Consider the following 19,797-nt stretch of genomic DNA (forward strand, 5'->3'; position numbering starts at 1 on the left):
CTTGTTTTTTATTCCTCCTTCAATTCGTCAATCACCTTCTTTATTTCTTTGGCAAACTTTCCATAAAATTTATGAACCCACCATTCTAGAGAAATTCCCATAAAGAGCATCGTAAAAACAACCACTAGAAAGAATCCGATGAGTTGGCCGCTAGAAAATTCATGATCAACAAACCCTGGTATCTTGGTAAACGCATAATAATAAAAGCCTAAAAAATATAAAACTAAAAACGGCGTCAAAGCAAATCCAAAAGTTTTATACAATTCCATATTTAGCCTAATATCAAAATAGGTTTCATACAAACTGTCTTTTGTTCTCAGAGTTATATTATTCAACCGCTTATAAAAAAAGTAAAGCTTCGTCAAATAATAAACACAGACTGCTACAAAAAGACTGTACAGCAAATAATACAGAAAAGTCATCTTGGGTGGAAAATCACATATAAAAGGAACTGTACCTATCAAAACAATAGACAAAATTTGATAAATGAATTCGTTTTTTAGATTTTTTTTAATTTTATCTAATGGAGTATTCGCAGATTGAATCTTCTCTAAATTTTCCGGCAGAATAATATTTTCGGGTTTTTCATTATTCCATGCATTTTGTATATCGTTAAAATCCATATCCCTGATTTTTAATAATTTCTTTTAATTTTTCTTTGGCTCTGTTCAATTTTACTCTGGCATTTCCTTCAGAAATTCCGAGATTCTGACCAATTTCCTTATGAGAGAAGCCTTCTAATTGATAGAAGATTATGGCTTTATCAATTTTATCCAGCTTTTGTACCGCTTTATAAAAATGATCCAGCTGACTTTCTTTTATATGAGAATCATTTTCGTCTTCTTTAATATTATCCGAATCGATTTCATATTTATCTATCTTTCTCTTTTCTTTCTTTAAAAATACAATTGCTGTATTTACTGCTACTCTATACATCCAAGTCGAAAACTGACTTTCATTTCTAAAAGAATCATATGATTTCCAAAGCTGGCAGACGATTTCCTGAAACAAATCCTGCTGATCATCAGAATTATCCATATACATTTTAGAAACTTTATATAAAATTCCTTTATGGCTTTGTATCCGATTCAAAAATTCTTGTTCTTTCTCTTTCAAAACAGATTTAGTTCATTATCGGTTTTACAGTATACCCTTCTTTTCTCAATAAATTAATAACTCCAAACTCACCTCCCAAATGCCCAGCGCCAACAGCGAAGAAAACTATATTTTGTTTCATTAACTCTGGCATTGCTTTTACCCAGTTCAAATTTCTATTGTCAAGAATCTGTTTCTTTGTTTTTTCACTTGTAAATTTTTCATCAGTTGTTAAAGCATACATGCTATCAATGTTTTCATTTTGGTATGCAGTAACTAATTGCTCTGATTCCTCTGAATTTGATTCTTCTAAAAGCTTTAAAATTTCATCATTTGAATAAGCGTTTTCCAAAATTTCAAATTGAGCTTTTACGGTTTCAAGACCAGAAATTGAGACATTTCTTTTTTTAGCAGCATCAGAAAACTCCATTTCATAAAACTTAAGATCTGTGCAGCCAAAACTTTTCATACTAATCAAACTTAAGACTGTTAAAAGACTGAAACTATCTACTTGCTGTACACCCATTCCTGTGCTCTTTTTTAAAATTGAATCTAATTTTGCTAATTGTTCTGGACTTAATTTTTTACTTAGCGGTTCTTTTCCCATTGCCAATTGCTGCATTTGGCTCATTTCATTCGGATCTGTGAAATTAATTTCTAAATATAATTTGTCTGAAACGTCAAATGCTTTTTTTGTTTTTTCAGATAAAAAATAATCCTTTGAACAAATCATATGAATCGTTCCGTACAAATAAGATGGCTTTTCAAGTCCTTTTCCTGAAACTTCCCACAAAAGTGAATTTTCTAGTTTAGGCGATTTTTCCTGTGCTGAAATGGTTGAAGAAAAAAAGAATATAAATAGTATTCCTGCAAATCTAAATATTGTTTTCATGTTTATTGGTTTATTTGATTACGACTGGTAAGTAATCGAATCATTAAAACGTTACAAGAAATTTTAAAATTTTCAGAAAATAAAATCTCTTAGTAACTCTAAAGCTTGATTAATTTGTTCTTGTGAATTGTAATTATGAATACAAAAACGAAGACGTTCCTGCCCTTGTGGTACAATTGGCGACAGAATTGACTGCACATCAAATCCTTTATCTTGAAGTTCCTGCTCCAGCTTTTTGGCATTTTCATTTCCAGGAACAATCGCACAATGTATAGCAGATTTACTACGAACAAACATTGGCTTTAAGCCTAATAAATTTTTATACTGATTAAAATATATGATGTTTTGGCGAAGTTTTTCAATAGCCTCTTTTTCAATTTCCAAATGTTGATAAGCTATCAAAATAGTTGCAACTGAATGAGGAGACAAACCCGTTGAGTAAATAAAGTTTTTTGCAAAATTTATGAGATACTCTTTCAGTTCAACAGAACCAAGAATCCCCGCACCATAACATCCTAAACCTTTTCCAAAAGTCATGATTCGTGCAAAAATTTTATCATGCAATTGAAGATACTGACTAAGACCTTCTCCTCTTTCGCCAAAAACCCCTAATGTGTTGGATTCATCAAAAATTACATAGCAATTGTGTTTTTCTGAAAGCGCAATTAATTCTTCTAGATTTGGGCTGTCGCCGTCTATTGAAAAAACACTTTCTTTGACGATATAAACCAATTGATTTGGAAATTCTAGAATTAAACGTTCTAAATCTTCAAAGTCATTGTGATTAAATTTAAAAGATTTGGCACTAGAAATCGAAATTCCGTCTTTTATTGAAGTATGACATAGCTCATCATACAAAACAACATCATTTTCTTGGGGTACAGCGCTAAAAAAAGCAATATTGGCACCGTAACCCGAATTAAAAATTAAAGCAGCTTCTGCATCATGAAACTGCGCTATAAAGTTTTCTGCAATGTGATAAAGTGAATGATTCCCAGAAACCAATCTAGAGCCAGTTGCCCCATTTTGAAAAATTTCATTTTCTACCAAATAAGCGTGGACATTTCTAAAAATTACTTCAGATTTTGAAAAACCAATATAATCATTGGAAGAAAAATCAACTACGTTATTAAATACAGGCAATTTTTTAAGGGAATTATCCTGCCTACAATTTTCTATTTTCTCGCCAAGATTTTCAGGTAGTTTCATAAAACAAAAGTATAAAATTGAAATTACAGTAAACAAACAACGGACTTGTATTAAGTCCGTTGTTTTAAATTTACTAATTATTTAGCACTAATGAAAAGTGACTTCCTGCTATATTGTGATTCAACCATTTCATTAATCATAAAATCCGAAATATCTAATGCAGTAATTTTATCTCCTAAACAATCTTCGAGATTTACATCTATTGCATTAGTTTCATTTTTAAATTCAATAAAAGGAACTCGAACTTGCGTCCAGTTTACATCACTTTCAGTCAAAAGATTATAGGTATTTTGCCTATCGATCTGAATTGACGGAAAATTAGTTTTCATCCAGTCGGTTGCCATAATAGTTTTTGGACTTTTTTTATCGAATGGTGTATCGATATTAAGACCAGCTAAAAGAACATAACGATCTATATTATATTCTTTCATGGCATTTAAGACATTCTTGGTGGTTCCATATGCCACAAGAGGTTCATCTTTTCTCTGACTAATTGTATTAAGTACTGCCTGACAATCATGCATTACTGATTTAATCGCTTCAAGATCTAATGAGTCACCTTTGACAATTTCAATATCGGGATTTACAATTTCAAAACTTTCAGGATTTCTCAGCAAAAGTTTTACGCTGAATTCCTTTTTTAATAACTGGTTCACAAGATAATTTCCAGTTCTTCCTCCGCCTCCAAGAACGGCAACTTTTGATATATTTTTCATAAGTATTCTTTATAAAATTTGATAATAAAAGATTGTGCTTCATCGTTGATGAAACAAAACATAAAAGCTTACTGAGCTTTTACAAATGATCAAATATTTTATAAAGAGATTTTAATATTTCAAAAGTACGAAAATAAAAAAAGCCAGATATTAAATCTGGCCATAAAATACATTTACGAAAACTATAATTTTTTAAAGAATTTAATTAATTGTGTAAGTTACCGTATTACTTGTTGTGCTGTTAATTAAGTATTGAGTAGTAGCAGGATAGCCACGTTTTGCAATATCACGTTCAACCGCAGTAAGTGGCGATTCGCAACAGACACCTAGCCAAGGGGCTGTATATGTTGGACCAACTACAACATTTGCTGCTTCAGCTGAAATCTCATCAATACAATTAGAACTCGAAGTTATGGACATTGTCCCAAATCCTAATGCTAGTACTAGCATTACTACAGAAAATCTTTTCATAATAAGTGGTTTAATTTGTTAATAGAGCTACAAATATATATTGTATTAAGTAATTTTCTTACTTATTTTTTAAAATATATTATTTTTATTACAAATAAAACAAACAGCTACTTTAATTACGTTTATCTACAAATAAAAAAACCAGACAAATACTGTCTGGTTTTTCTACTTATTTTAAAATTTGTTTTAGTCAACTAAAACAATAATTTTATTATTTTTCATCTCGATTGTTCCTGACTTAATCTCTAAAGTATAAGTTTGGTCATTTACTCTCTTGAATTTATCAACCGCTTCCTTAGAAAAATTAAAGCTAGGAGCTGCAATTTTAATTGTTCCTTCTTCTAAAATAGAAACAATTGGTGCGTGATGATTTAAAATCTGAAAGCTTCCATCAACTCCTGGCAAAGTAACCGAAGTTACCTCTCCTGAAAATAATTTAGCTTCTGGTGATACTATTTCTAAAATCATATTTTTTAAGTTAGAAGTTATTTGTTAAAAGTTAAAAGTTACGAAACGTATAACCTCTAACTTCTAACTTTTAACTTTATTTTTATGCTTCAGCTAACATTTTTTCTCCAGCTTCGATTGCATCTTGAATAGAACCTTTCAAGTTGAAAGCAGCTTCTGGAAGGTGATCTAACTCACCATCGATAATCATGTTGAAACCTTTGATAGTATCTTTAATATCAACTAATACACCTGGGATACCTGTAAATTGCTCCGCAACGTGGAAAGGTTGAGACAAGAAACGTTGTACACGACGTGCTCTTGATACTGAAAGTTTATCTTCTTCAGATAACTCCTCCATACCAAGAATCGCGATGATATCTTGTAATTGTTTGTATTTTTGAAGAATCTCTTTTACTCTTTGTGCACAGTTGTAGTGCTCATCTCCTAAGATATGTGGAGTTAAAATTCTTGAAGTAGAATCTAACGGGTCAACCGCAGGATAAATACCTAACTCAGCAATTTTACGAGACAATACAGTTGTAGCATCTAAGTGAGCAAACGTTGTAGCCGGCGCCGGGTCAGTTAAGTCATCCGCAGGAACGTAAACCGCTTGTACAGATGTAATAGATCCTTTGTTTGTAGATGTAATACGCTCTTGCATAGCACCCATCTCTGTTGCTAAAGTTGGTTGGTAACCTACCGCAGATGGCATACGACCTAAAAGTGCTGATACCTCAGAACCTGCTTGTGTAAAACGGAAGATATTATCAACGAAGAATAATACGTCTTTACCTTGATCAGATCCTGCTCCATCACGGAAATACTCAGCGATAGATAATCCTGAAAGTGCCACACGTGCACGAGCTCCAGGTGGCTCATTCATTTGTCCGAAAACGAAAGTAGCTTTAGACTCTCTCATTCCTGGCATATCTACTTTAGATAAATCCCATCCTCCATTTTCCATAGAGTGCATGAAATCATCACCGTATTTAATAATTCCTGACTCTAACATCTCACGAAGTAAGTCATTCCCTTCACGTGTTCTTTCACCTACTCCAGCGAATACTGAAAGTCCACCGTGACCTTTTGCAATATTGTTGATCAACTCCTGAATTAATACTGTTTTACCAACACCAGCACCACCAAACAATCCAATTTTACCTCCTTTTGCGTAAGGCTCGATCAAATCGATTACTTTGATACCTGTGAATAAAACTTCAGATGAAGTTGATAAATCTTCGAATTTAGGAGCTTGTCTGTGAATTGGCAGACCATTTTCTCCAGTTTTTGGCAAATCACCTAAACCGTCAATGGCATCTCCAACAACATTAAATAATCTTCCATATACGTCTGGACCGATTGGCATTTGGATTGGATTTCCAGTTCCAACTACTTCATATCCTCTGCTTAAACCATCTGTTGAATCCATAGAAATGGTACGAACAGTGTTTTCACCAATATGAGATTGTACTTCTAGAACTAAAATAGTTCCATCTTTTTTAGTGATTTCTAGTGAATCATAAATTTTTGGAAGTTCAACATCTTTACCGTTGAAAACTACGTCTACTACTGGTCCAATGATTTGAGCAACTTTTCCTATTACTTTTGACATTACTTATGTATTTATTAAATAGCTATTTAGGTTTATCGAAAATACCTCTTTTTTCAGAGCGCAAAGATAATTTTTTAAAATATAAAATCAATTTTTTTTTCATAAAAAATAGCATGATTTTGTTTGATTCATAAAACTCACCTATAAAATCACAAAATCGACATTTTTTTAATAAAAGAAAAAAAACCGCTGCATCCTAAAAATGAGCGGCTTTTTGAAGTTAAAAATAGTTTCAATTATAATGTAGCTGGAAATAAAACTTGATAGTTACCAATATCCACCCCTTTTAGATTTGAACCATATTTAGTATTTATTACCTCAATAAATTTATTTGCAATAAAAGCATATCCTCTTGGAGAAGGATGAACTCCATCTAGAGAGAACATTCCACCAGTAACAAATGTAGCTTTTAGTGTAAAGTTATTCATTGTAATTCCGTTTGGTTTATTTAGATCATCCATAATTGATTTAGCATCAACAATTGCCAATCCATTCGCATCTGCTGCAGCTTTAATCGTTAAATTATAAGCATTCGTAGCCGTTTCAATTTCAGCAACTTCAGAAGGCAGTAAAACATATCTGTCTGGCAACGGAAAGGTCACTCCTAATTGTGACAAAGAAGGCGAAGGCGAAGCAATTCCATCAGCGGCAACTGTTGGAACTTTACCTATTCTAGATGAAGCGCCCAAAACAATTAAATCAGTAGGCAGTGCTTGTCTAGCTCTTCCAAAAATCTGTCCCATTACTGTAGCAGTTGTAGCATCTAATCCACCTCCCATTAATACTGCTTTTAAATTTGCTGAAAGATCAGGCAGGGTCTCGTCTACAATTAATAATGGATTATTTCCTGTTGCAGACAAAAGATTAATTCTGCTTCCCTGACCTAAAAATGCTAATGCATTATGCAACGGACCATATAATTGAGCATTTAAAGTACCAACCAAACTCACTCCTCCAGCACTTAAATTCGCTTGAGTTAACTGATTGTAGGTAATTACATGAAAATGAGGAAGAGTAGTAATTACAGGTAAATTAGCCACAACTCCTTTTCTTCCACCAGAAACAAGCTGTGTAACCAAGGCGTTATATGCTGCCGCAAAAGTAGCCGGCGGCGTTAACGGATTTACTGTCGGATCTCCGCCAGCAGTTGCGTAGCCCAACTCATCATTACCTCCTATCCACAAAGAGAAGAAAGTAGGATTTTGACTTAAAGCATCGGCCAGAACTGTAGTTGTTGTACTTGAAGCAAAACGAGCAAAATAAGGATTTGCTGTTCCTGCAACAACTCCCGCTGGATTACCATAACCAGGCGCTAACAAATGGAAACTTTTAGCTCCAGGAACTCCTAAATTACCAAAAGTCCCAGACAAATGCGCTGTAACTTCTGTCGTTGGTGTTCCCTCAACTGGAACTGGTGCACTCTTAAAATATAAACGAGGCCCAAAAATAACATTCCCTCCTAATAACAACCCCCCAATATTATCATTTGAAAAAGGCGTTTTAAACTCTCCTCCTCCAACTAAAGCAAATTGCTGTGCCAAAATGTTTGGATAAGCACCTTCTTGTCCCTTAATAAATAAGGCATTATCACTAAAACCTGCCGCAAAAGAATCTCCTAATGCCACATATTTAGAAAAATCTGCACTTCCAGCTGTCAAAGGCTTCCCATCAGACGATTCCACAGGAACAACCACATCGTCATCACTATTACAAGCCATAAAGGTTAGCGAAACCAATAAAAGCCATTTGAAATTTTTTATCATAATTTCTATATTTTAAATTTATTCATTTCCAAATCATAAATTCAGAAACATATATAATGAATTTTACACTGAGTTAATAAATCAATTATGGATTGATAGTCCAAGAAGCAAAATACTGCTGTCCAATTAATCCCGCTCCAATAACTTGATAATATTCTTTACCACCAATGTTAGCCGCTCCTAATTTTACAACTGATTTCAATTTTGGAATTCCATAATTTATCTGCGCATCAATTACCGTTGCAGATTTGATCACACCATCAGCAAAACCTGCCTGCCACAGATATTCACTGTTCCATCTTCCACTAACACTGAAGCCAAAATTCTTGAACAGTTTATCATTTCCAAGTGACATTTTAACTCTATGTTTTGGAGTATTAAATCCAGCTTCAAAACTTGGATCTTTTTCTTGATCAAAATCGAATTGAGCATAGTTATAATTTACTCCTAATTCGAAATCAGAAATTATTTTTCTAGAAAGTCCAACCCCAAATCCTAATGAATGTATTTCCACATCTGAATTGGTATACAATTGATACACTCTATATTCTCCATTTTGAATAGCTCTTACAGACTGCACTCCTGCATCTGTAGTTCCTGCCGCAAGATTTGGATTATCCTGTGCTGTTCCGTAGTAAGGAGAAATTACATTTAAAGTACCAATGAAATTATTATAAATATTATAGTAACCGTTGATATCTATAGACATACCTTCAAAAATAGAACGATATCCAATTTCAAAAGCTTTTACTTCCTCAGGTTTTACTAAGTTCGCTCTCGATTTCTTCAATAAAGCTGCTGCAGCAATTGGATTACTTCCTGCCATAGCTGAAAACGCATTTACAGAACTTGCTAAATAAGAATTATTATAAGCATCAACACCAGTCATATTTTTAGTAGCACTTCCATTGCTGTAAGATTGACCTTCAGCACTTAACGGAAATGTTTCACTAAATCTTGTCAAGTTATCTGGAGCAGAACCAATCAACACAGCACTTCCAATATTAAATCCGATATATTGATCTTGAGTAGAAGGGTTTCTAAAACCTGTTTGGAAAGATCCTCTAAAATTATGATTTCTCTTCTCTCCTCCTGAATACACTAAAGATAAACGCGGTGAAAAGTTTCCATCAAAGTTTTTAGATTTATCATAACGAAGAGATCCTGTAAACTTCAATCTGTCATCCATGAATTTTTTCATCAATTGAGCATAAGCTCCATACTCATTGTAATTAATCGGACCATTTGCGTCCGTATAAATTCTTCCATGAGAATTCAGCTCATAAGCCCTAAAAGAACCTCCAACTTGAATCTCCGCAAATTTTATTAGATCTCTAAAATTATAGTTTACATCCGAATGGTAAATTTTTGAGTTATCAACCAATTTTGAACCAGAAAGAACATCTTCCTCATTTGTAACTTGATTAAAAGCATTTTTGAATTCTGCTGTTCCTGGCAAGAAACGACCAGTATCTGCAGTAGTTCTTCCTGCCGCATGTGCCTGCTCAGGCGTCATACCTGCCAATGTACCTTGTATATATGCGCCTGCATATTGACCAAACCAAGTATTATCATCTTTCCATTTTCTATTAACATTGATACCCGTAAAAACCATATCATAAGAATGACCTCCATCTTCGCCAGTCATGTACCCTCTTACAAAAAAGTTTTTCCCTTTAAATTCTAATTTATTCTGGTACATAAAAAAATCATTCAGATAATACCTGTTAGCTCCTTGATAAACAGCATTCCCTGTACCAATTTTACTCTGCCAGATAATTTCCAACTTTTCATCTCCAAAAGGTCGTGCATGCAAAGAAAAATCAATCTTAATATTCGACGCCTTATTATCCGTTAAATCAATTTCATTATAACCTGTTCTACTAACCATAGAATTCGGTAAAAGATTAGATGCACCAGCCGGAATTAACCCCATTGCTTCTAACTTCTGACCAACGCCTTTAATATTCGTCGCTGCCTCATCACCATAAACATTGATTCCATCATAACTAGGATTCGTTCTATCAATGCCCGTCCTTGTCTTGTCATTATAATTTGTAGCATACCAATCTGTAGCTTCCATATAGGTGAAATTCGCTTTAGCAGCAAAGTATTTATTAAAAGCGCGAGCAAATCGAATACCAAAATCATAATAACTATTTGTGCCCGCAGCTTCTTGAGAAGTTACTCCATATTTAAAATAAGCTGAAACACCTTGATTTGTAAATGGACTTTTACTGGTCATGAATAAAATTCCATTAAAAGCATTTGCTCCATATAATGCAGATGAAGCACCTGGCAGAAGTTCCACACTCTGAACATCGATTTCCGAAACCCCAATCATGTTTCCTAAAACAAAATTCAGCAATGGAGAAGAGTTATCCATACCATCTACCAACTGCATAAAACGAGTATTTGCAACAGTCGCAAATCCCCTTGTATTGATTGACTTGAAAGACATACTACTGGTATTCATCTGTACCTCTTTCATATTTTCTAGACCATCATAAAAAGTTGGAGAAGCCGTCCTTTTTATTTCCTGAATTCCCATTCTTTCAATTGTCACAGGAGATTCCAAAACTCTTTCTGGTGTTCTGGATGCTGAAACTACAATTTCATCTAATTTAGTTTCTTCATCAATTAGAATTACATTCAACTTTTGATTAGCCGTGGTTACATTAATCGTTTTTGACGCAAATCCTACTGCAGAAACTTTTACAGAAAAAGGAAGTTTAGAATTGGTTGTCAATTTAAATGATCCGTCGAAATCAGTAGACGCACCACTATTTTCACCGACAACAATAACATTAGCACCTGGAATAGATTGTTTGTTACCATCGGTAACCGAACCTGTTATTGTATTCTGCGCAAAGGATATTCCGCTGAATAACAACATAATTAGCAAGTAGACTCTCATTGGGTTAGTTTTTTCGTTAGTATATATAGCCAAAATACATAAATATTTTCATATGTATAAAAAAACGTTAAATAAAATTAATATTTAGCACTATTTTAATCAATATTTTAACTATTTATCAATGAGTTTTATTAAAATAAAATCAAAGAAGACCACAAGAAAATCTTACTTACTATGCATACATACAATTTTTGATTAAAAAAATGAAAAATTCATAAAAATACAGGTGTTGAAAAAAAAATTCGACAATAAAAAAAAGCGAGACATAAATCTCGCTTTTTTAACATATTTATATTTTAAATAGAAGTTATTCTACTGTAACTGACTTCGCTAGGTTACGAGGCTGATCCACATTACAACCTCTCATTACAGCAATGTAATAAGAAAGCAATTGCAATGGAATTGTAGTAACTAATGGAGACAATGCGTCTGAAGTTTCTGGAATTTCGATTACATAATCTGCTAATTCACGAACTTGAGTATCACCTTTGGTAACAACCGCAATGATTTTCCCGCTTCTTGATTTAATTTCCTGAATGTTACTTACAATCTTGTCGTAATGTCCTTGTTTAGGCGCAATAACAATTACTGGCATAAATTCATCAATTAAAGCAATTGGACCGTGTTTCATTTCGGCAGCTGGATAACCTTCAGCGTGGATATATGAAATTTCTTTTAACTTTAAAGCACCCTCTAAAGCAACTGGGAAATTATATCCTCTACCTAAATAAAGACAGTTTGGCGAATCTTTAAAGGCAGCAGCAATTTCTTTTGCTTTATCATTGGTTTCTAATGCTTCAGCTACTTTTTCAGGAATAATTTCTAATTCTTGAAGATAAGTATGGAAATCTGTATTTGATAAAGTTCCTTTAGCTTTTCCTAATCTTAAAGCGATCATCGTTAAAACTGTGATCTGAGTAGTAAATGCCTTTGTTGAAGCAACTCCGATCTCTGGTCCTGCGTGTGTATAAGCACCTGCATGACTTTCTCTTGAAATAGAAGATCCAACAACGTTACAAACACCAAATACAAACGCTCCGTTTTCTTTAGCCAATTTGATAGCTGCCATAGTATCTGCAGTCTCACCAGATTGCGAGATAGCAATAACAACATCATCTTTATTGATAATCGGATTTCTGTATCTAAACTCAGAAGCATATTCTACTTCAACAGGAATACGAGTAAACTCTTCAAAAATATATTCTGCAACTAAACCTGCATGCCAAGAAGTTCCACAAGCTACAATTAGAATTCGCTTAGCGTTTAAGAATTTTTCAATATTATCTTCAACACCTGCCATTTGAACAATTCCTTGATTCGCATTAAGTCTACCTCTATAAGTATCTTTAATAACACTTGGCTGTTCGTAAATCTCTTTTAGCATGAAATGGTCATAACCTCCTTTTTCAATTTGCTCCAAATTCATTTGAAGCTCTTGAATATAAGGGTCTACCAAAGAGTCATCTTTAATTTTTCTAATTTTGATTGGCTTGTGCAGTCTGATATTTGCCATTTCTCCATCTTCCAAATACACTGCATTAGAAGTATATTCAATAAATGGTGATGCATCTGAAGCAATAAAATATTCGCCTTCTCCAACTCCAATTGCCAACGGACTTCCTAATCTTGCCGCAACAATCTCGTTTGGATTCTTTTTATCAAAAACAGCAATTGCATAAGCACCAACAACTTGATTCAATGCAATTTGAACAGCTTTACCTAACTTAATGTTTTCTTTCTTTTGAACTTCTTCAATTAAATTAACTAAAACCTCAGTATCTGTATCAGATTTAAAAGTATATCCTCTTTTTATCAATTCTTCTTTTAGAGGCGCGTAATTTTCTATAATTCCATTATGGATAATTACAAGATCTCCAGAATTTGAAAGATGCGGATGAGAGTTTACATCATTTGGAACACCGTGGGTTGCCCAGCGTGTATGTCCAATTCCAATATTTCCGTTTGTTGTAAAACCTTCATTAGCTTTAGCTTCAAGGTCTGACACTTTACCTTTTGTTTTACACACTTTTATGCCTGACTCATCGTCATATAACATAACACCGGCACTATCATACCCTCTGTACTCAAGCCGCTTCAGCCCCTTGATTACAATAGGATAAGCGTCTCTATGACCGATATATCCAACAATTCCACACATATATATTTATTAATTTGGTTTCGTGTAGTAAACCTCGAGTCTCAATCTTTTATCATCTGGAATAGAAGTTTTTCCGCCATATAAGATTGTACCTAGAGGATTCATAACCGATGCTCTCGGTGCTTGTGATATTGTTTCGTTTTTTAGTTTTAGTACATTTGAAGCTATAATGCTTACATCTTCTGTTACTACTAAACCTAATCGTACATTTTTCACAGTTGCGTCTTTAATAATATTACGTATATGATTGGTTAATCTGATTTTATATGTTTTACCTCTTTTAGTGGTAGCATCAACATTTATCATACCATCATAAATATATCGAGTTGTTTTAGGATCTGACGGGTTTAATGCTCCAGAAGTCCCATCCGAATAATCCGTAATAATTGTATTATTATCTAAATCGTATAAATAAACTCTTTTCGGCTCATCTGCTCCAGTCATCTTATCAGAATCGATATAGAAAACTAGATTTGCCTCATTTACCATCCATTTGTTAGCTCTAATTGTTTCAAGCTGCGCCCCAAAATCATTAAGACTAATGACCGCCAGAGCACCTTGACCTCCTTTTAAATAAAGCCTTTCATCTCCATCTGTTTTATTAACATTTGTAGTTATGGCACTTTCATAATCAGGTTTTCTAACATCCTGAAGGAAGCTGGCTGTATTTACTATACCTCCAGTTATACTGCTTTTAAGATTCAAAAGAATTTGTTTGCTTTCTGTAGCATCACCATCTGTTGTTGAAGCCGTTTTAGCTTTATAATAAATAGTAATTACACCTTTAGAAAAATCCATCAAGGCCATATTACTAGGAAAAGATCCTGATTTTTCTACATTAAAATACAATCCTCTAAAATATTCTTGAAAAAGATCTTCAGTAGAAAGTTTTGAAGCTGCAGCATTTAAGATTTTTGTTTGGAAAAAATCTTTATTAAGATGCAAAGTCATCTGTGGAACTGATCTAGTAACAGTTTCTTTTTTAGTATCTGGATCAATCGTTTTAGTTTTAATTTCGGCTGGATCAAAATAGAATTGATCGTTTTCTAACAAATTACCAGATTTATCTTTAATTTGTGCATCATTTAAAAGCACATCTCCTTTTTGATTAAAAAAATCAGTGTTTTGATCTGTATAATAAAACTGCGGCAATTGAGACCCACCACTAAAATAGCTGCTTCTCATCTGCATTTTTGACTCATATACACTCAGCTTAATTTTTCCATTTTGATCTCCATAAATAGAATCTAGAACATACGTATTATTTCCGTTTGTATCTGTTGATTTTACATGACTAAAATAAGGAATCGCAAGCTTAACACTATCAATAACTGGGGCTTCACCAATTGTAGGAGCATAAGCAGAAAGCGCCAATTGCGTAACAAAGTTTGCTGTTGTAGTACCAAATACTGGATTATCATAAATTCCTAAAGCATTAATCGCCAAGTTATTGGACTGAATAGGAGTTACTTCTTGATTAAATGCTAAAACATTATATTTCTCTGGTTCAAGACCAAAATGATCATCTCCAATTAAACCATCACCAATTGCATTAAAATCTTTATCGCAAGAATATAAAAAAACAACAATTAAAGCTAAAAGAATTTTCTTAATAAAAGAAGTATTATACATGTTTTATAATAAAGTTAAAATTTAAAGTCCAAACGTTCTGTAGAAATTTGTATAAGCGTCAGCAAATGCATCTTTCGTGGCGAAAGGTAAAAAAGGTTTTCCTGAAGATTCTATAAATTTTGTTAAACTTGGAGAAACATTTTCTGATGCTATTATTACTCCATCAGAATGTAATATACTAGCTTTTAAAACATTCTCGTAATTTGGAACTTCTAAATCTGATACAGCCTCATGAGGAACACCGTCAAATTTAACTTTATTTATCATCTCCAAATCTAAATTTTCATCAAAAGACTGTCCGTATACAGAAGTTATAATTTTAGTTTCAGAAAACAATGCTTCGTGTTTGTAATAATGTTTCATGTAGATTGGAAGCATTGCCGCCAGCCAGCCATGAACGTGAATAATATCTGGAACCCAGTTTAATTTTTTAACTGTCTCAACAACACCTTTAGCAAAAAAGATTGCTCTCTCATCATTATCAGGGTATAAAACTCCTTCCTCATCTGCGAAGGTTGCTTTACGTTTAAAATATTCATCGTTATCAATAAAGTAAACCTGAATTCTTTCTTTTGGAATTGATGCTACTTTGATAATCAATGGCATATCTAAGTCATTCACTACCAAATTCATCCCAGAAAGTCTAATTACTTCATGCAGTTGATGTCTTCTCTCGTTGATATTCCCGTATCTTGGCATGAAAATTCTTATCTGACCGCCTTGATCATTAATCATTTTCGGAACGTCATAAGACATTAAAGAAACCTCATTTTCAGCCAAATAAGGCACGACTTCAGATGATACATATAATATCCTCTTATCTTTCATAATAGTATTTTACTTAATTTTGGTAATAAAAACGTCGCAAAATTACAAAAATTTATGCAGTTTATAACTAATATATTATGTTTGCACTAAATTTTAATAATACCTCGATGCATATTTTCTACAGTAAAGCAGCTTTGATAGCTTATATTAAAACTATCAAAACCGCAAATTCAACCATCGGATTTGTACCAACAATGGGCGCTTTACACCAAGGACATTTGGCCTTAATGCAGCGTTCGTTAAAAGAAAACGACGACACAGTTGTGAGCATTTTTGTCAATCCAACACAATTTAACAATCCTGAAGATTTAGCAAAATACCCGCGAACTTTAGAAGAGGATATTAAGAAAATGCGTACATTAAGTGATAAAATCATTTTATACGCACCTTCTGTTGAGGATATTTATGAAGGAAATACCATTTCTCAAACTTTTGATTTTGACGGATTAGAAAATCAGATGGAAGGAAAATTCAGACCAGGACATTTTAATGGAGTTGGAACAATTGTAAAAAGACTTTTCGAAATTGTAACTCCGACAAATGCTTATTTTGGAGAAAAAGATTTTCAGCAGCTTCAAATTGTTAAAAAAATGGTCGAGAAAACAAATTTACCTGTAAATATTGTTGGCTGTCCAATTTTTAGAGAAGAAAACCAGCTTGCAATGAGTTCTCGTAACGAACGTTTAACAGCACAAGAACGCAAAGATGCTTCTATAATCTACAAAACATTGACTGAGGCAAAAGATATTTTTCAAACTCATACTCCACAAGAAACTGTTGAATTTGTAGAAAATTCTTTCAAAGACAACAAAGAGTTTGAACTTGAATATTTTGTTATTGCTGACGAATCTACACTTTTACCTATCGATCAGAAAGATAAAGACAAAAAATATCGTGCATTTATAGCGGTATTTGTTAATTCTATAAGACTGATTGATACCATTTCATTAAATTAATCTAACTTTGCAGCATGCAAATTCAAGTTATAAAATCAAAAATTCATCGCGTTAAAGTAACGGGTGCCGATTTAAATTATATTGGCAGCATTACTATTGATGAAACTTTACTAGAGGCTTCAAACATTATTGAAGGCGAAAAAGTATCAATTGTAAACATTAATAATGGCGAACGTTTTGAAACCTACGCTATTAAAGGTGAAAAAAATTCAGGTGAAATCACTTTGAATGGTCCTGCAGCAAGAAAAGTTCAGAAAGACGATATCATTATTATCATTTCTTATGCAACTTTAGATTTTGAAGAAGCAAAAACCTTCAAACCATGGATTATTTTCCCAAATGAAAATGACAATTCATTAACCTAATCTTTTCTTTTTCTAAGAATTCCCCTTCTTTGTCAAAATCCAAATTTTGTACAAAACAAGCTTCTTTTGCCTCAGTCAAAAATGATTTTGAGCCTAAACTGCTGTGCTTCAATTTCAAACCTGCTTAACAAAGAAGCAAATAAAATAGTATATTGCTACACTATTTTCAATACTTTTTTAATTCACTGAAATGCCACAAATCATGAAAAAAGTTTACCTACTAACACTTTTGATTTCATTTTCGTCGTTTGCCCAAAAAACGTTCGATAATATTAAATCAGAAAAACTGGGAGAAGAACGCAGAATTACGATTGGACTTCCTGCTTCTTACGAAGCAAACAAAGACAAAAAATATCCTGTTCTTTATTTATTGGATGGGGATTACTTATTTGATCCTTTTTCTGGAGCAGTAAGTTATGGTTCTTATTGGGATGATATTCCAGAAATGATTATTATCGGAATTCACCAAAACAAAGACGGAGAACGTTTTGACGACACAACAATCGATCAAAACAACGGACTTCCTTTTGAAAAAGGAGCACAATTTTTCGAATTTATAGGAGCAGAATTGATTCCGTATATCGAAAAAAAATACCGCACTTCTCCATTTAGAATAATTGCGGGACATGATTTAACAGCAAGTTTTGCCAATTTTTATTTGTATAAAGAAAGTCCAATTTTTAATGCTTATATCTGTTTTAGTCCGGAATTAGCACCAAAAATGGAAGTTCGTATTCCAGAAAAATTTGCTAAAATTAAAGAACCTATATTCTATTATTTATCTGCTGCCGACGGCGATATTAAAAAAATAAAAGAACCAATAGAAAAATTAGACAGTAATATCAAAATTGCAAATAATCCGTTAGTAAATTACAAATACGAATTATTTAAAGGCACGACACATTACACAGAAGTATTGCATTCTATTCCGAGTGCGCTGTATCAGATTTTTGAGGTTTACCGACCTATAAATTCTGCCGAGTACAATAATAAAATTGCCGTTCTTCAATCTGGTTATGCCGAATATTTAGAGAACAAATACAACGAAATGTCTAAAGTTTTAGGCGTTCAAATTCCGGTTCGTATGAGTGATTTTAAAGTTATTGAAAACTTAATTTTAAAAAATAACGCTTATAGCGAGCTAGGAAAAATGGCTGAAATAGGAAATGTAAATTATCCTAAAGCCATGTTAGGAGAATATGAATTAGGATTAATGTATGAAAAACAAGGCGATCCTAAACATGCATCGAAAAAATATCAAAACGCTTCGCAAATGGAGCCGATTGGTGATTTGAACAAAGATTTGATGTATGAGAAAATCGACGAAATGAATACGCTCGCGAAAAAAAGTAAATAATGTCAAAAGTTAAAACTTCCTTTTTTTGTCAAAACTGCGGAACGCAATATTCCAAATGGCAGGGACAATGTAATGCCTGCAAAGAATGGAATACGATTGCCGAAGAAATTATTCAAAAACAGGAAAAAGTAGCCTGGAAGAGTGAACCAACTCCAGTTGGTAAAGCACCAAGACCTTTAAAAATAAACGAAATTGATTCTGCCCAGGAAGTCCGAATGGACACAACCGACAGCGAATTAAATCGTGTTTTAGGCGGTGGACTTGTTCCTGGCTCATTAACGCTTTTGGGTGGAGAACCTGGCATTGGAAAAAGTACACTTTTGCTTCAGGTTTCGCTAAAATTACCTTATAAAACATTATACGTTTCCGGAGAAGAAAGCCAGAAACAAATAAAAATGCGTGCCGAAAGAATAACGCCAAATAGCGATAACTGCTATATTTTAACGGAAACTAAGACGCAGAATATTTTCAAACAAATTGAAACTATTCAACCTGAAGTTGTCATAATTGACTCTATTCAGACTTTGCATACTGATTATATCGAATCGACTGCAGGAAGCATTTCTCAGATTCGAGAAACTACCGCCGAACTAATCAAGTTTGCTAAAGAAAGTAATATTCCCGTAATTTTAATCGGACATATTACAAAAGACGGAAATATTGCTGGTCCGAAAATCTTAGAACACATGGTTGATACCGTTTTGCAATTTGAAGGCGACCGGAATCATGTGTACCGAATTTTACGTTCCTTAAAAAACCGTTTTGGATCTACTGCCGAGCTGGGAATTTACGAAATGCTTGGAAGCGGACTTAGAGAAGTAAGCAATCCTTCTGAAATTTTAATTTCGCACAAAGACGAAGAATTATCTGGAACTGCAATTGCCACAACTCTTGAAGGTATGCGCCCGTTAATGATCGAAATACAATCTTTGGTTAGTACCGCAGTTTACGGAACTCCACAGCGAAGTACAACTGGTTACAACGCCAAAAGGCTAAATATGATTTTGGCAGTTTTAGAAAAAAGAGCTGGATTTCGTTTAGGCGCAAAAGACGTTTTCTTAAATGTTACAGGCGGAATTTCTGTTGATGATCCTGCAATTGATCTAGCGGTTGTCGCTGCCATTTTATCTTCCAACGAAGATATTCCGGTTGGTAAAGGTTTTTGTTTTGCTGGAGAAGTTGGGCTCTCGGGCGAAATTCGTCCTGTAAACCGTGTGGACCAGCGCATTCAGGAAGCAGAAAAACTAGGATTTGATACTATTTTTGTTTCTAAATACAATAAAATTGCTTTAAAAAACACTGGAATTAAAATCGAACTGGTTGCTAAAATTGAAGATGTTGCAAGCATTCTTTTTGGTTGATTTTTTAGAATATCT

At 33.5% G+C, this 19,797-nt stretch carries 17 protein-coding genes; 4 read left to right on the top strand and 13 right to left on the bottom strand.

The genetic code is table 11. The features are described 5' to 3' along the window. Window positions 1-8: 8 nt before the first annotated feature. From QMG60_RS03640 to QMG60_RS03700, 13 genes are all read right to left on the bottom strand, one after another. Window positions 9-623 (bottom strand): DUF2975 domain-containing protein, encoded by a 615-nt coding sequence (locus tag QMG60_RS03640; RefSeq protein WP_057115298.1) that lies wholly within the window; start codon window positions 621-623, stop codon window positions 9-11. Continuing rightward, on the bottom strand, window positions 613-1,116 hold the full coding sequence (locus tag QMG60_RS03645) for an RNA polymerase sigma factor (protein ID WP_057115299.1): 504 nt from the start codon (window positions 1,114-1,116) through the stop codon (window positions 613-615). The genes QMG60_RS03640 and QMG60_RS03645 overlap by 11 nt, the downstream gene beginning before the upstream one ends. Window positions 1,117-1,123: 7 nt before the next feature. Then, window positions 1,124-1,987: a TraB/GumN family protein gene (locus tag QMG60_RS03650; protein ID WP_281866908.1), complete on the bottom strand. Its 864-nt coding sequence runs from the start codon at window positions 1,985-1,987 to the stop codon at window positions 1,124-1,126. Between the two features lie 72 nt (window positions 1,988-2,059). Then, window positions 2,060-3,196, bottom strand: coding sequence for a pyridoxal phosphate-dependent aminotransferase family protein (locus tag QMG60_RS03655; RefSeq protein ID WP_281866909.1), 1,137 nt, complete (start codon window positions 3,194-3,196; stop codon window positions 2,060-2,062). Window positions 3,197-3,273: 77 nt separating this feature from the next. Further along, window positions 3,274-3,912 (bottom strand): NAD(P)H-binding protein, encoded by a 639-nt coding sequence (locus tag QMG60_RS03660; protein WP_281866910.1) that lies wholly within the window; start codon window positions 3,910-3,912, stop codon window positions 3,274-3,276. A 201-nt stretch (window positions 3,913-4,113) separates the two neighbouring features. Beyond that, window positions 4,114-4,362, bottom strand: a complete 249-nt coding sequence (locus tag QMG60_RS03665) for a hypothetical protein (protein ID WP_281866911.1) — start codon at window positions 4,360-4,362, stop codon at window positions 4,114-4,116. Window positions 4,363-4,569: 207 nt separating this feature from the next. Then, complete coding sequence (locus QMG60_RS03670) at window positions 4,570-4,851, bottom strand: F0F1 ATP synthase subunit epsilon (RefSeq protein ID WP_057115304.1); 282 nt, start codon at window positions 4,849-4,851, stop codon at window positions 4,570-4,572. A gap of 82 nt (window positions 4,852-4,933) precedes the next feature. Continuing rightward, window positions 4,934-6,445, bottom strand: coding sequence for a F0F1 ATP synthase subunit beta (atpD, locus tag QMG60_RS03675; protein WP_057115305.1), 1,512 nt, complete (start codon window positions 6,443-6,445; stop codon window positions 4,934-4,936). 236 nt (window positions 6,446-6,681) lie between these two features. After that, on the bottom strand, window positions 6,682-8,208 hold the full coding sequence (locus QMG60_RS03680) for an SGNH/GDSL hydrolase family protein (RefSeq protein ID WP_281866912.1): 1,527 nt from the start codon (window positions 8,206-8,208) through the stop codon (window positions 6,682-6,684). An 85-nt stretch (window positions 8,209-8,293) separates the two neighbouring features. Beyond that, window positions 8,294-11,125, bottom strand: a complete 2,832-nt coding sequence (locus QMG60_RS03685; RefSeq protein ID WP_281866913.1) for a TonB-dependent receptor — start codon at window positions 11,123-11,125, stop codon at window positions 8,294-8,296. A 307-nt stretch (window positions 11,126-11,432) separates the two neighbouring features. Beyond that, on the bottom strand, window positions 11,433-13,283 hold the full coding sequence (glmS, locus tag QMG60_RS03690; RefSeq protein WP_057115308.1) for a glutamine--fructose-6-phosphate transaminase (isomerizing): 1,851 nt from the start codon (window positions 13,281-13,283) through the stop codon (window positions 11,433-11,435). A 9-nt stretch (window positions 13,284-13,292) separates the two neighbouring features. Beyond that, window positions 13,293-14,915 (bottom strand): DUF4270 domain-containing protein, encoded by a 1,623-nt coding sequence (locus QMG60_RS03695; RefSeq protein ID WP_281866914.1) that lies wholly within the window; start codon window positions 14,913-14,915, stop codon window positions 13,293-13,295. Window positions 14,916-14,936: 21 nt separating this feature from the next. Beyond that, entirely contained in the window at window positions 14,937-15,743 is an 807-nt protein-coding gene (locus QMG60_RS03700) for a glycogen/starch synthase (RefSeq protein WP_134138658.1), read from the bottom strand. 77 nt (window positions 15,744-15,820) lie between these two features. On the opposite strand from QMG60_RS03700, the gene panC reads away from it, so the two are divergent. The 4 genes from panC to radA all read left to right on the top strand — a co-directional run bounded on the left by panC (window position 15,821) and on the right by radA (window position 19,782). Continuing rightward, window positions 15,821-16,699 (top strand): pantoate--beta-alanine ligase, encoded by an 879-nt coding sequence (gene panC / locus QMG60_RS03705; RefSeq protein ID WP_134138659.1) that lies wholly within the window; start codon window positions 15,821-15,823, stop codon window positions 16,697-16,699. Window positions 16,700-16,713: 14 nt separating this feature from the next. After that, entirely contained in the window at window positions 16,714-17,064 is a 351-nt protein-coding gene (panD, locus tag QMG60_RS03710) for an aspartate 1-decarboxylase (RefSeq protein WP_008465481.1), read from the top strand. Window positions 17,065-17,266: 202 nt separating this feature from the next. Continuing rightward, window positions 17,267-18,421, top strand: coding sequence for an alpha/beta hydrolase-fold protein (locus QMG60_RS03715; RefSeq protein WP_057115312.1), 1,155 nt, complete (start codon window positions 17,267-17,269; stop codon window positions 18,419-18,421). Beyond that, window positions 18,421-19,782 (top strand): DNA repair protein RadA, encoded by a 1,362-nt coding sequence (gene radA, locus QMG60_RS03720; protein WP_281866915.1) that lies wholly within the window; start codon window positions 18,421-18,423, stop codon window positions 19,780-19,782. Before QMG60_RS03715 ends, radA begins: the two co-directional genes overlap by 1 nt. The last annotated feature ends 15 nt before the right edge of the window (window positions 19,783-19,797 follow it).

It is taken from the genome of Flavobacterium sp. GSB-24 (assembly GCF_027924665.1).
Classification (GTDB): Bacteria; Bacteroidota; Bacteroidia; order Flavobacteriales; family Flavobacteriaceae; genus Flavobacterium.